Origin of the sequence: Bacteroides sp., from assembly GCF_030151085.1 — a bacterium.
Taxonomy (GTDB): domain Bacteria; phylum Bacteroidota; class Bacteroidia; order Bacteroidales; family Bacteroidaceae; genus Bacteroides.
The window spans coordinates 122,102-133,659 of record NZ_JASLER010000047.1; the positions used below are offsets into that span (position 1 = coordinate 122,102).

Genomic DNA, 11,558 nt, shown 5'->3' on the forward strand with positions numbered 1-11,558 from the left:
ATATGAAAGTATTTTATGAGAGTAAATTAGCAAAATGGCTGCTGTTCCCAGGTTACAGCACTATCACATTAGGTTGTTTTGTCTTCACAAAGAGAAGTAAGATGGAAGTGGAGCAACGAGTAATTGACCATGAAGCAATTCGTGTACGGCAATGGGAAGAGATAACCTTGGCATCTGCCATTGTCCTTTTAGTGTGTTTGCCCTTCGGATTATCTTTGGGTTGGTCGCTGATCACTCCGTTGGTATTTTATATTTGGTATTTAATAGAGTGGTTGATACAGCTGTATCATTGGGCACGTAAGGGCATCAAAGAGACAGACTTTAAGAGTGTTTTCCATGCCGCTTACCGTTCGGTTTCGTTTGAGCGAGAAGCGTACAATAATGAGCACATAGAAGGCTATATGCAGGTGAGGAAATTATTCGAGTTTATTATGTATTTATAATTACAAAAAGAGATAATAATTAAAATGTTAAATTTAGTGTTTTTCGATAGTAAGAAAAACGCCCCTAAAAGGTAACAGATATGGCAGGACAAGATATTGAGATGAACAACTTTGCATCGGCAACAGATGCAGCGTATGTGTATGGTGAACTTGCTAATGGTTCGCAAGTGAAGATTAAGAAGGCAGATTTAGTAGAAATCATAAGAGCGAATATGGCGGTAGCTACACCCGATAAAGATGGATTAATGAGCAAAAAATTTGCATTTCGTATGTTTACAACATCTACAAATTCTAATGCTCTTATTAAATTATTTAAGAGAACAAAATATGGGTTTTCTGGGAAGATTACAATGTATTTCTGCCGTTCAGAAGAGAACATGATTATATCTGAGTTTAATTTATATGCGTTAAGTTTTAAATCAATAGATAATAAATCTGCTGTTAGTGTTTATAGGATAAGCGGGAATCATACCAACATAAGTTTTTACTATGATGAAGAGTATGTATATGCTTATATTGTCGGTTCTTATAATTTTCTTTATTTAAAAGAGGATTTAACAATCGATGACGGGCTTATCTTTTCACCACAATACAATGCAGATATTTCTAACCTTAGTAAAATTACTTTAATGTAATAAAGTGTGGTTGTAATATCTATCATTCCCCATCATATCCTTCGCCCCTAAAACGTAAGAGATATGGCAGATATAAAGATGAACAGCTTTTCTTCGGTGACGGATGCTGAATATGTATATGTGGAGTTGGCAAATGGTAGCCAAGGGAAAATACTTAAAAACGAACTTGTTCATATTGGCTGCAAGGGAGGATTTAATGGAAATTTTAAAGATCCCGTAAATTTTCCAAGGTCTGGATATTATTTATACAGTGTTAATACTAGCAATACAGGAATTATAAATGGTCCTGATGGGATTGATGTACTTTATGGAGTCGTTGAAATAATTTCTCGATTGGCAGGAGAAGATACCGGGTTAAATGTTGTAACTATAAGAGTTTATGATCGTTATCGAAAATGTTACATGTTAATTGGCAGTAAAGCCACAGGAGACGGAAACCTTATTTGGGGTGCATGGAAGGATGTATATTGAATTAATAGGTGGTATTTCCACCTATTAATTCAATACCAAAGATTAGAAACTAATTACCGATAAATATAATAAATAAGCAAAATTTTCGAATTTTTGGGCAAACCTTTCTCAAATGATACAGTAAAATGTCCTTCACTAATGATCCCGTTAAATGGTTTCATTTCTAAATTTCCGTCAGAGTTATAAGCAATTATTTCTCCAATGGCTGCCCCCGTCTCTGTTGTTTTTATATACAAGACATACAATCTATCAGAAGTGACGTTGACATAAAATGTTTGAAGTGGAAAAGGTCCTGCCAAAATTGCTACAAGATCCTTCTTACTTATTTTCACCTGTGAACCATCTGATGCTTCAGCATATATGTACTCCATATTACTTGCTGGAGTAAAGTCTTTCATTGCTATATCCGTCATATCTCTTACCTTTTAGGGGCAAGAGATATGGCAGAAAAAGAAGCTTGAAAAAGAAACTCTAGATTAAATAAAAAATCAAGAAGTGGCGAACCGTTTTTCAAGTCCGAAGAACCACTTTCTAATACTTACATAAGAAGGTACAGTTTCAGTCCAATACACTTTCTCTGCATCTATTGATAACTTTGTAGCTGAATTATAATCGTCGAAAATCTTCCTAATCTTATTCTTTGAAATAAAAAATACCGATACATCAATTCTCGTCCAAGATTCTTGAATTATCAGGAATCCAACCCCTTCAGCTATTAATGTCGGAGTATTATATGTTACATTAGCAAGTGTATTAACTTTGCTTAATATAATACTAAGCAAATCAATAACCCTAATTTTTACTTGACTCCCATCTGATAATTCACCATAAATGTACTCTCCATCCGTTGCCGAAGCAAACACATTCATCTCAATATCTTGTCCTGCCATATCTGTTACCTTTTAGGGGCATGAGATATGGCAACTTTCAAAGGTCCTTATGAGTACTTTATTTAAAGGAATATTTTATTGACAAAACATATTTAGATAATGACATAGCCATTAGGAATACTTGATGCGACTTCATTAGATGCTATAACATCGTTACCCTTTTCCGATAATACAATTACATTCGTATAATGTGTGAATTGTGACCTTTTAACCCATATAGATAGTATTTTATTGGCATATACATATCCTACTTCTTGATTGCCGATTAAACCATTTTTCGCAGCTTTAACACTCCCTCGATATACACAAATAGACAGTATTGTAATAGTTGCAGGTCCTGTATATTCATTTCCACCACTAATAAGGAGGGACAGAGAGTTCTCTATCCCTTCACCATCAGCAGGAGCACTCATCGTTGCAATTTTAGAATACAATGCTCCATCTGCCGAATTGCCGTATAAATTATTGCGCCGTAAACATCCTGTTATTTTTGCTAAACTATCGGGTGTTGTTGTAATGCTATTACCTACCGAATCTAATGCACGGACTTTTGCAGGGGTTCCACTTCCCATTCCATTCTCTTTGATATCTGCCATACTCTTATGTTTTAGGGGCATGAGATATGGAAGTTTGATGGCACAGCAAAACGTATTATATAATTAGGTAAAAGTTAGATACTTCCATGATGTCCATGAAGCTCCATTATCAGCACTAAAACGATATATGATTTTGCCTGATGTTACGAAATCCAATTGAACAATATAATCATTTGATTTTAATACTAATAACAAACCATAACCTCCAATTGTACCAACGATAGAAGCGCCATGATTATAAGTTCCAGGAATAATTAAACTATTCATTACTTCAGGATTACCGTAATCAAGATAACCACGCGCACTCACAGTATCTTTTAGTATATTGCCAAGTGTTATAAGCACGCTATCCTTACCAACCAAACCTCTTATGTAATCTACGCTGTTCACAACCCTCATCTCATTCTCTTTCAAATCACTCATACTCTATGTTTTAGGGGCAAAGAAAACAAGTGAAAGATCAGACAACCTTTTTGGTTATCTTTTAAGTAATAGATATTGTTTTCCATATCCTCCATGAAACACCATTATCGGGCGAAATCCGACTATAAATGGTTGATGAAACTGCGTCTATATATAAATGCCAGACATAGCCTTCAGAAGTGAAACACAAAAGAATTCCGTATGTCGACGGTGTATTAATAGAAGTATCTCTCCCTCTATAAATACCATTTGATTTTATAGTATTAGCGTCTATGATACCTCCATTATTTTGGAATAATCCATTAAGCAAATCTAGCTTTCTAATTTTTACTTGTCTGCCATCAGATAGCTCTCCATATATGTACATTGCATCTGCAACTGGAGCAAACTCATTCATCTTTATATCACCCATAATCTTACCTTTAAGGGGCGTATTAAATAAGTTTTTTGTCTTAGTCAAATAACTAACTAACTTCACACGCAAAAATGATTTACGCATACATTCGAGTAAGTACCGACAAACAGACGGTAGAAAACCAAAGATTTGAAATAGAGAAATTTGCCATCAAACAAGAATTGCATATTGATAAGTGGATTTCTGAAACAGTTTCCGGTACTAAGGATGCTAAGAATAGAAAATTAGGTCCTCTCATCAAGAAACTAAAGAAAGGTGACACTCTTATATGCTCTGAAATATCTCGCCTTGGACGTCGATTAATGGAGGTGATGAGCCTATTAAATACACTCATGCAGAAGAAGATCATAGTTTTAACGGTTAAAGAGAAATATGAGCTAGGCAATAATATACAGTCCCAAATATTAGCGTTTGCATTCGGTTTGTCTGCTCAGATCGAGCGAGATTTGATTTCTCAAAGAACCAAAGAGGGTCTTGCCCGGCGTAAAGCTGAAGGGCAAAAACTGGGACGGCATGCTGGAGGGCACAATTCACATCACAAATTGACCGGTAAGGAACCCTTGATACAGACCATGCTCGACTATGGTTATTCTAAAGCTGCCATCTGCCGGAAGCTGAAGTGCAACCCTGCTACGTTGAATGATCATTTGATAAGAATGAAAAATAGTTAGATTCGGTGTTGTAGACACGAGAGTTAAGTTACTATTCTGTAAATAAGCGCATTAGTGGATGTTTATACAGCTACTAAGCTCCTCTTTGTGTCCTGATGGCATGTCAAGATATTTAATTTTGTGATTTGCATTAGTACATTTCTTAGATTTACTCCATAATTTACTGACATGATGATGTCAGTTGAAAGTTTTAATTCAACAAGTTGTTTGAATTGGACTTACTTACATTTGTTGGCTGAGGATATATTTTAAATAAAAGGTAATACTAACATTTTAATATAGAATGGGAAATGGGATTAAATGAATGGCTGGCCATAGTCGGCACATTGGGAGGGTTCGAGGCAGTAAAATGGATTGTAACCTTCTTCTCAAGCCGAAAGACTAATGCGCGCATAGAAGATGCTAATGCTGATAGTGCAGAGTTTAAAACTTTGAGAGAGTATAATGAATTCTTGCAAAAGCAATTATCAGATAAAGAAGAAAGATTTGTTGAGCAGACTGGACGGCTCCGGATCGTACAAGATGAACTATTTGCTTTGAAAGAAGAGAATTCCAATTTGAAGCTTGAAATAGCTTTGAAGAGATGTGAGAAGAAGAAGTGCGGTGATCGTGAACCGCAGAATGGTTACTAACTAAGAAGGAGGAAGTGAAATGAAGTACTTTACAATTGCGGAACTCTGTAAGTCAACAACGGCGGACCGCTTAGGCATCAACAACCGATGCAATCAGGAACATGTAGTCAATCTGACCGCATTAGTAGATAATGTCTTAGACCCTCTACGGGAGGCATACGGTAACCCGATTACTGTTAATAGCGGCTACCGTTGTCCGGCACTGAACAAAGCAGTGAAAGGCTCTGCTACATCTCAGCACATGAGTGGACAAGCGGCTGACATTGATACCGGAGACCGTCAGCAGAACAAATTACTGTTTGAGTATATCCATAAGAATTTGCCTTTCGATCAACTCATAGACGAAAGTAACTTCGCTTGGGTGCATGTGAGTTATCGGGCTGATGGTGTGAATAGGAATCAAGTATCGAAACTTTAAAAACAACGATTATGGAAAATGAAATGAATTTTATTAAAACCGATGTATTTAAGACCGGCAAGATGATTATCTCCAGTAAGGCTATCAAGTATTCTAAATTGGAATTGGCTTGGAGAATAGGGATTACTGTAGCAGTGGTTGTGCTTATTTGCTTGAGCGTATGAAAGCGTTACCTTGGATATTAGTAGTACTGCTGCTCGTGGTTTGTATAGCGACTTGGTTCCGTCCACATGAATCTTTGCCGGCAGATATGAAACCCGATACTACCGATTACGTTGATACTATTCCTTTTTATTACCCTGTACCAAAGGATAGTCTAGTAGTAAGATACGAAACGGCAAAATTACCTATAAAGAAAGATACATGTAGTGCTAAAGTTGATACATGCGCTTTTCCAGTTGATTCTGTGGAGGCAGAAATACCGATTACGAGTAAAGAGTATGAAGATAGCTTGTATCATTTATGGGTGTCGGGCTATAATGTTAGACTGGATAGTATCAATGTGTATAGCAGACTGAGGGAGATAAAGATACCGGTTCCTGCAAAACGGAAGCGTTGGGGACTTGGATTACAGGCTGGGTATGGTTACCCTGGAGGGATTTATGTCGGGGTTGGGGTGAGTTATAATGTATGGCAGTGGTGAAAATAGCAGATTAGAAAAAGTCTAAAAAGATATTTGTGAAAATTGCTTAGTATTATGTGGTATAATGGTCTTAGATTTTTTTTGCATTTATGTAATTATTTCATGGTTGTAAATAGGAAATGGAAGATGGAAATTAACATAAACTTTTACGATAGAACGTTTTAAATCATCTGTCTTGCAAAATTTTATTATATCGGAATGTGACTACTATTATTTGCATATTATGGTCCAAAGAAACTGATAGAGGATAATCTGCATGAATGTTATTAAAAAGGTGACAATAGTTCCCATTTGGATATATAACAAGGTTTTCTACCTTCATAATAACTGCAAATATTAATTATATTCTTGTTGTTTTTTAACTCATCATTAATTGTTAAGTACAACTTAATGAGAGAATAAATATCGTTATGGATATACATTATTCCTTCATTAAAGAATAAATATCTATCAGAAACTATAAACTCTCTTGATTTAAAAAATAAATTAGCAATGGAATTGTTCTGATTAATTGCTGTTTTGAATAATGTTGCGGAAATAACTTTGTTTATATCAACGTCTTTAGGGATGTAATAAATAAATTTTCTTTTTAGGTCACTATGGTTTAATATTTCCCATATAACACCATTACTGTAGTCAATGATTATAAAAATAATACTAGCATTTTCTATATAGCGCCTTACAATTGGCCGCCAGTTAGTAGTTGGGAGATAAAATGTATCACAGTTCTCATAGCCTTTTAAAATATTCATAGGATTTCCTATTTGAAGTAGCGCATAGGAAGTTTCAAAAGCACAATGTATGCGATACACAATGTTTTTATACTCTGCGTTTGCTTCGTATTTGAAACAGCGTAGTATCAATATAAAGCTCTTTGAGTTACTATATTTTGTTAAATACGTATTTGTTATTAATTCTTTTCCACAAAATAATATGTAATATATAGTTGTTCCTATGAAAATTGTACTCATCAGTATAGTCAGATCATGATAAGTTACTGTCGCTGATAAATGTGTAAATATGTTGTTTGAAAAAAAATAAGATAAATAAAATCCTAACAGAGTAAGAGTAATCAATAAATAAGATATAATAAGAAAGTAGCGCAAATATATTACCAATCTAAAATATTTTGCCATATGAAGAAGTTGCCAAATAACAGTGGATAGCATTATTAAGATGATTGTAATAATAATTAACATATTACTGAATTTAGGATAGAAGGTAGTTATTAGGAACAAGATATCAACTGTAGAATAAATACCAGCCCCAGTTAAACTCAGTATAAATGATACAATAGCTATATATTCATAACTAGGATATTGTTTTTTATTATATAGTATTAGGAGTAGTATAAAACTGAGCGCATAAGATGCAATCAGTACAGTGTAAAAATAGCCTTCATTTTGGACTATAATTTCTCTGATTGCACCCCAAATAAAAATCCCCAAGAAAATAGCAAGTATCTTCATCTTTTTTTTATTTCATGATTTTACTACACTCAAAATAGTTATATTTTTTAGTGTCTTTAGAAAACATACATTTGCAATATTATTAAGAAAATTTGGGAAATGCAAGAAAAAATTAAAATATGATTTGTGTGAAATATAAAATAACCTCTTTTATAGTGAAACTGGGTATCAAGCTGCATTTATTTCTCTGTAGTTATACTCTTGGGGAGTTTGTTAACTACATAACTACTTAAAGAAGTAACATTAAGTGAAGCCGAATATATAATAGATACCTCAAAATATGTTCGAGCTAATATCAACGACATTAAACAGCATTATCCTGATGCTTTCTATAACCCTGCAATAAACCGTTTGTATAGATTGAAAGAATTTGTAGAACAATGAAAACTAAAACTCAAATAATTAAGCAGGAGTTCCGTATTTGGTTCACCTGCTTTTATCGGTTGTTTTTCCCGGTAGCCTGAAATTTTCTTCTCCTCCGGTTCTTTTTGATGGTATATGTTACAATACCCCACACGATGAAGTCGTTGTCTGCAGTAACTTTAATCGGTGGATAATCCGGATTGGACGGAACTAGCCAAGCTGCATCCTTTTCCAATCGTACACGTTTTACCGTGAATTCCCCGTCGAGAAAACACACTGCTAGATCATCATCCTGTAATTCGAGAGATTTATCAATAACAAGTATATCACCTTCTTCTATTCCTTCGTTCCTCATAGAATCACCGACTACACGGCCATAGAATGTTGCTGCCGGATGCTTGACTATTTCTTTGTTCAAGTCTATAGCTTGCTCCATGTAGTCCTGAGCAGGAGATGGGAAGCCAGCTCGTATTCCTTCATCTGCATATTTCAACGGCAGACTGGTTGAAACGTCTATACTATGTATTTCTAAATTCTTCATGGCGAAGAAACAAACGAACGCTGTTTTAGTTATTTAATTTGAATCATTTATGAAAAAAGGCAGTCTTTTGACTGCCTTAAACACCAAACTCATCAACACCGATCAACATTTCTATTATTTGATGCTCTGTTAGTAGTTACCAATAAGATAGCAATAAGTTCAGTGAGAGCATAAAAAAAAGTGAGGGGAACCACCCCCTCACTTAAAAGTCAAACCAACGATCGGAAAAATGTTCCTTTCTTGGCTATACAAAGATAATGACTTATTTCAGATTATCAAGGACTTTCCGTATAGCTTCTGTTGCCATTTCAGGAGTTACTTTGATATAATTATATAAGCTAGAAGATGCATTGCCTATTTTATGTCCTAAGATATAATCAATAACACTTGTATTTATTCCAAGTATAAATGCTTGCTGGCTAAATGTTTTTCTTGCTGAATAGAATATCAGACTTTTTAGACCTGCCATATTTGCTAGTCGAGGCATATTCTTTGCTAACATATGATGTAATACTGTTTTTCTTTGAGAAGCAGTTACCTTTAATAGACCGTTTTCACCTTTGTATTTATTGATAATTTCAATAGCTTCTTGAGGTATTGAAAACTCTACGTATTTGTTTATTTTGGATTGTCTGTCTGTTTTTGAGCGTTCATAGCGTAAATAAGGCATTTGTTCGTTAAAGTTTATATTTAGTAAATCTAAAAGGTTAGTACCGCCCATATAGTAAGATAACATAAATAGATCTCTGCATTTTGAAAGATTTTTCTTTTTTATTTCAAGGTCTCTTATGATCTTAATATCCTCCTTTGTAATCCATGCCTGACGTATAGTCTTGTCTGGTAACCTATATCCTGCAAATGGATTATCATTGGATTTTAAATATTTGCAACGCTGAGCATACTTAATAATTATATTAAGCACAACCATTTTTCCTCGGATAGAATCTCCTTTAAGGTGGTTATTCCGTAACCATTTGTCGTAGTTGAGTATGGTTTGGTGAGTGATATTTGTTATTAACATTTTGGGTCCTAAGAACAGTTCTAATGTACGGTAACAGCTTGTATAAGTTTTAACTGTTCCTGACTTCACATCTGCTGTATTTATATATTCGCTAAATATATCTGAAATAGTTTTCTTATCACCAACCTTTGAAGTTTGAATACAACGAATTATTTGAGCACAAGTCATACATTCAATACTTGCTATTTCATCAATAGAACGTTGATATTTGTTCATCAACATTCTTAATTTAGAATTTAGGTAAGATGCATCGTCTCTTTTAACTATTGCACCATTACGGAACTCTTTATCTGAATTAATGACCACATCTGTTATGATGTAGCGTGTTTCAGAATTATGAGATAAGGCAATACGTATTTTATGTTTGCCTCCTATTAGGACCTTTGCTGGTACTATTACTAATGATAAATTTGCCATATTTCCGACAATAAAAAAGAAATGAAACAATGTTTTCGACAATTTTTCGACAATAAAATACGGTCAAAAATGAGCTTGTCTTATTTTTATATACTAATAATATGCCTTGAAGTTCAGCTAGTTGTCACTATAATATCATTCTATATCTTAAAAAATGATTAAGAGATTGGTTTTTTCAATTCTTTTACGGACTTTTGTGCTGAATTCAATATTTGAAACATGAAACGTATTCTCAGACTGACTGCGATTGTAGCATTTCTTTTCTTGACTGTTTCTGTGTATGCACAGCGCAGAAATACCGCATACAATGAATATATCAAACAATATGCTCCGCTGGCTGTGGAGCAAATGAAACAACATAAGATTCCTGCCAGTATTACTTTGTCGCAAGGTTTGTTGGAGAGTGGGGCAGGTAATAGCGAGTTGGCACGAAAAAGTAATAATCACTTCGGAATAAAGTGCGGTAGTAGTTGGAACGGGCGTACGGTGCGCCATGATGATGATGCCCGCAACGAATGTTTTCGTGCCTATCGTAATCCGAAAGATTCATACGATGACCATTCTACCTTCTTAAAACGGGGAGCACGTTATGCTTTTCTTTTTGATTTGAAGATAACAGATTATAAAGGTTGGGCACGTGGACTGAAAAAAGCTGGATATGCTACTGATCCTTCGTATGCCAATCGTCTGATTACGATTATCGAGGATTATGAGTTGTACAAGTATGATACCCGGAGCATTGGTGAAGTGCGTAACTGGGACAAGGAAGTGAAGAAGAAACCTTGGCTTGCCAGTCCGCATCAGGTATTCATCGCTAACGATATAGCTTACATTGTAGCCCGTGACGGAGATACCTTCAAGTTATTGGGCAAAGAGTTTGATATCAGTTGGAAGAAGTTGGTGAAGTATAATGATCTGCATCGGGAATATACCTTAGAAGCGGGCGACATCATTTATCTGAAATCGAAACGTAAAAAAGCTGCTAAGCCTTATACTTCTTATATTGTAAGAGATGGTGATTCTATGCATACCATTTCACAGAAATATGGCATCCGTCTGAAGAATCTTTATAAGATGAATCGTAAAGATACGGAATATGTACCCGAAGTAGGTGACCGTTTGAGATTGCGATAGATTAAAAAAGAACATATAGAATTGCACTGTAAGAGGATGGTAAGGTATTCTTTTACAGTGCATTTTTTATAAATAGCCCGGATTGGGTGGAGGTGCTTCCGTCAGAATAGTAGATGCATCAAAACAAGGACACGCCTTGATCCACTCTTCCGGTTCAATTTCGCCATTGTGATTCAAATCGGGGCTGAGGTCACGATGACCGCAAAGGCGGGAACCGGGATAATCTCTTAACAGCAACATAACCAGTACACGTAGCGAGTGTTTTTGAAAAGGAGTCCGTGTATCAGCAGGACGACCGTTTTCATCCAGGCCACCTTCATAGCAAATCCCGATTGAATTTACATTGTAACCTTTGGCATGTGCACCCGGTTTTTCC

17 protein-coding genes and 1 pseudogene are annotated in these 11,558 nt (G+C 35.2%); 9 read left to right on the forward strand and 9 right to left on the reverse strand.

All coding sequences use genetic code 11. The annotated features are described in order from the left end of the window. The first annotated feature begins 2 nt into the window (after nucleotides 1-2). The 3 genes from Q1W14_RS09315 to Q1W14_RS09325 all read left to right on the forward strand — a co-directional run bounded on the left by Q1W14_RS09315 (nucleotide 3) and on the right by Q1W14_RS09325 (nucleotide 1,549). Nucleotides 3-443 (forward strand): hypothetical protein, encoded by a 441-nt coding sequence (locus Q1W14_RS09315; RefSeq protein WP_300701015.1) that lies wholly within the window; start codon nucleotides 3-5, stop codon nucleotides 441-443. A gap of 80 nt (nucleotides 444-523) precedes the next feature. Beyond that, nucleotides 524-1,078: a hypothetical protein gene (locus Q1W14_RS09320; protein ID WP_300701017.1), complete on the forward strand. Its 555-nt coding sequence runs from the start codon at nucleotides 524-526 to the stop codon at nucleotides 1,076-1,078. 63 nt (nucleotides 1,079-1,141) lie between these two features. Then, complete coding sequence (locus Q1W14_RS09325) at nucleotides 1,142-1,549, forward strand: hypothetical protein (protein ID WP_300701019.1); 408 nt, start codon at nucleotides 1,142-1,144, stop codon at nucleotides 1,547-1,549. A gap of 53 nt (nucleotides 1,550-1,602) precedes the next feature. Here Q1W14_RS09325 and Q1W14_RS09330 read toward each other — a convergent pair whose 3' ends face one another. From Q1W14_RS09330 to Q1W14_RS09350, 5 genes are all read right to left on the reverse strand, one after another. Beyond that, entirely contained in the window at nucleotides 1,603-1,962 is a 360-nt protein-coding gene (locus Q1W14_RS09330) for a hypothetical protein (protein WP_300701021.1), read from the reverse strand. 75 nt (nucleotides 1,963-2,037) lie between these two features. Further along, nucleotides 2,038-2,439 (reverse strand): hypothetical protein, encoded by a 402-nt coding sequence (locus Q1W14_RS09335; RefSeq protein ID WP_300701022.1) that lies wholly within the window; start codon nucleotides 2,437-2,439, stop codon nucleotides 2,038-2,040. 92 nt (nucleotides 2,440-2,531) lie between these two features. Next, the gene (locus tag Q1W14_RS09340; RefSeq protein ID WP_300701023.1) at nucleotides 2,532-3,035 is read right to left on the reverse strand and encodes a hypothetical protein; all 504 of its coding nucleotides are present in this window, start codon (nucleotides 3,033-3,035) and stop codon (nucleotides 2,532-2,534) included. Nucleotides 3,036-3,098: 63 nt separating this feature from the next. After that, nucleotides 3,099-3,458 (reverse strand): hypothetical protein, encoded by a 360-nt coding sequence (locus Q1W14_RS09345; protein WP_300701024.1) that lies wholly within the window; start codon nucleotides 3,456-3,458, stop codon nucleotides 3,099-3,101. Nucleotides 3,459-3,519: 61 nt separating this feature from the next. Next, nucleotides 3,520-3,870 (reverse strand): pyocin knob domain-containing protein, encoded by a 351-nt coding sequence (locus Q1W14_RS09350; RefSeq protein WP_300701025.1) that lies wholly within the window; start codon nucleotides 3,868-3,870, stop codon nucleotides 3,520-3,522. A 74-nt stretch (nucleotides 3,871-3,944) separates the two neighbouring features. Here Q1W14_RS09350 and Q1W14_RS09355 point away from each other — a divergent pair, with 74 nt between their 5' ends. From Q1W14_RS09355 to Q1W14_RS09375, 5 genes are all read left to right on the forward strand, one after another. Next, a complete protein-coding gene (locus Q1W14_RS09355; RefSeq protein ID WP_300701026.1) occupies nucleotides 3,945-4,544 on the forward strand; it encodes a master DNA invertase Mpi family serine-type recombinase in 600 nt (199 codons plus the stop codon). A gap of 290 nt (nucleotides 4,545-4,834) precedes the next feature. After that, nucleotides 4,835-5,176: a hypothetical protein gene (locus tag Q1W14_RS09360; RefSeq protein WP_300701028.1), complete on the forward strand. Its 342-nt coding sequence runs from the start codon at nucleotides 4,835-4,837 to the stop codon at nucleotides 5,174-5,176. 19 nt (nucleotides 5,177-5,195) lie between these two features. After that, nucleotides 5,196-5,594 (forward strand): D-Ala-D-Ala carboxypeptidase family metallohydrolase, encoded by a 399-nt coding sequence (locus Q1W14_RS09365; RefSeq protein WP_300701030.1) that lies wholly within the window; start codon nucleotides 5,196-5,198, stop codon nucleotides 5,592-5,594. Nucleotides 5,595-5,605: 11 nt separating this feature from the next. After that, a complete protein-coding gene (locus tag Q1W14_RS09370; RefSeq protein ID WP_300701031.1) occupies nucleotides 5,606-5,758 on the forward strand; it encodes a hypothetical protein in 153 nt (50 codons plus the stop codon). Beyond that, the gene (locus Q1W14_RS09375; protein ID WP_300701032.1) at nucleotides 5,755-6,237 is read left to right on the forward strand and encodes a DUF6808 domain-containing protein; all 483 of its coding nucleotides are present in this window, start codon (nucleotides 5,755-5,757) and stop codon (nucleotides 6,235-6,237) included. Before Q1W14_RS09370 ends, Q1W14_RS09375 begins: the two co-directional genes overlap by 4 nt. A 266-nt stretch (nucleotides 6,238-6,503) precedes the next feature. Here the strand turns inward: Q1W14_RS09375 and Q1W14_RS09380 are convergent, their stop codons facing one another. From Q1W14_RS09380 to Q1W14_RS09390, 3 genes are all read right to left on the reverse strand, one after another. Then, entirely contained in the window at nucleotides 6,504-7,706 is a 1,203-nt protein-coding gene (locus Q1W14_RS09380) for a hypothetical protein (RefSeq protein WP_300701033.1), read from the reverse strand. Between the two features lie 436 nt (nucleotides 7,707-8,142). After that, complete coding sequence (gene umuD, locus Q1W14_RS09385; protein WP_300701035.1) at nucleotides 8,143-8,610, reverse strand: translesion error-prone DNA polymerase V autoproteolytic subunit; 468 nt, start codon at nucleotides 8,608-8,610, stop codon at nucleotides 8,143-8,145. Between the two features lie 262 nt (nucleotides 8,611-8,872). Continuing rightward, nucleotides 8,873-10,048, reverse strand: a complete 1,176-nt coding sequence (locus Q1W14_RS09390) for a phage integrase SAM-like domain-containing protein (RefSeq protein ID WP_300701037.1) — start codon at nucleotides 10,046-10,048, stop codon at nucleotides 8,873-8,875. Between the two features lie 219 nt (nucleotides 10,049-10,267). Here Q1W14_RS09390 and Q1W14_RS09395 point away from each other — a divergent pair, with 219 nt between their 5' ends. After that, entirely contained in the window at nucleotides 10,268-11,182 is a 915-nt protein-coding gene (locus tag Q1W14_RS09395) for a glucosaminidase domain-containing protein (RefSeq protein WP_300701039.1), read from the forward strand. Nucleotides 11,183-11,248: 66 nt separating this feature from the next. Here the strand turns inward: Q1W14_RS09395 and Q1W14_RS09400 are convergent. Beyond that, nucleotides 11,249-11,558: pseudogene (locus tag Q1W14_RS09400) on the reverse strand (N-acetylmuramoyl-L-alanine amidase); the annotation flags it as partial.

Coding starts and splice junctions, on each gene's coding strand:
- Q1W14_RS09315 (WP_300701015.1), top strand. CDS start 3: ATGAAAGTATTTTATGAGAGTAAATTAGCAAAATGGCTGCTGTTCCCA.
- Q1W14_RS09320 (WP_300701017.1), top strand. CDS start 524: ATGGCAGGACAAGATATTGAGATGAACAACTTTGCATCGGCAACAGAT.
- Q1W14_RS09325 (WP_300701019.1), top strand. CDS start 1,142: ATGGCAGATATAAAGATGAACAGCTTTTCTTCGGTGACGGATGCTGAA.
- Q1W14_RS09330 (WP_300701021.1), bottom strand. CDS start 1,962: ATGACGGATATAGCAATGAAAGACTTTACTCCAGCAAGTAATATGGAG.
- Q1W14_RS09335 (WP_300701022.1), bottom strand. CDS start 2,439: ATGGCAGGACAAGATATTGAGATGAATGTGTTTGCTTCGGCAACGGAT.
- Q1W14_RS09340 (WP_300701023.1), bottom strand. CDS start 3,035: ATGGCAGATATCAAAGAGAATGGAATGGGAAGTGGAACCCCTGCAAAA.
- Q1W14_RS09345 (WP_300701024.1), bottom strand. CDS start 3,458: ATGAGTGATTTGAAAGAGAATGAGATGAGGGTTGTGAACAGCGTAGAT.
- Q1W14_RS09350 (WP_300701025.1), bottom strand. CDS start 3,870: ATGGGTGATATAAAGATGAATGAGTTTGCTCCAGTTGCAGATGCAATG.
- Q1W14_RS09355 (WP_300701026.1), top strand. CDS start 3,945: ATGATTTACGCATACATTCGAGTAAGTACCGACAAACAGACGGTAGAA.
- Q1W14_RS09360 (WP_300701028.1), top strand. CDS start 4,835: ATGGGATTAAATGAATGGCTGGCCATAGTCGGCACATTGGGAGGGTTC.
- Q1W14_RS09365 (WP_300701030.1), top strand. CDS start 5,196: ATGAAGTACTTTACAATTGCGGAACTCTGTAAGTCAACAACGGCGGAC.
- Q1W14_RS09370 (WP_300701031.1), top strand. CDS start 5,606: ATGGAAAATGAAATGAATTTTATTAAAACCGATGTATTTAAGACCGGC.
- Q1W14_RS09375 (WP_300701032.1), top strand. CDS start 5,755: ATGAAAGCGTTACCTTGGATATTAGTAGTACTGCTGCTCGTGGTTTGT.
- Q1W14_RS09380 (WP_300701033.1), bottom strand. CDS start 7,706: ATGAAGATACTTGCTATTTTCTTGGGGATTTTTATTTGGGGTGCAATC.
- umuD (WP_300701035.1), bottom strand. CDS start 8,610: ATGAAGAATTTAGAAATACATAGTATAGACGTTTCAACCAGTCTGCCG.
- Q1W14_RS09390 (WP_300701037.1), bottom strand. CDS start 10,048: ATGGCAAATTTATCATTAGTAATAGTACCAGCAAAGGTCCTAATAGGA.
- Q1W14_RS09395 (WP_300701039.1), top strand. CDS start 10,268: ATGAAACGTATTCTCAGACTGACTGCGATTGTAGCATTTCTTTTCTTG.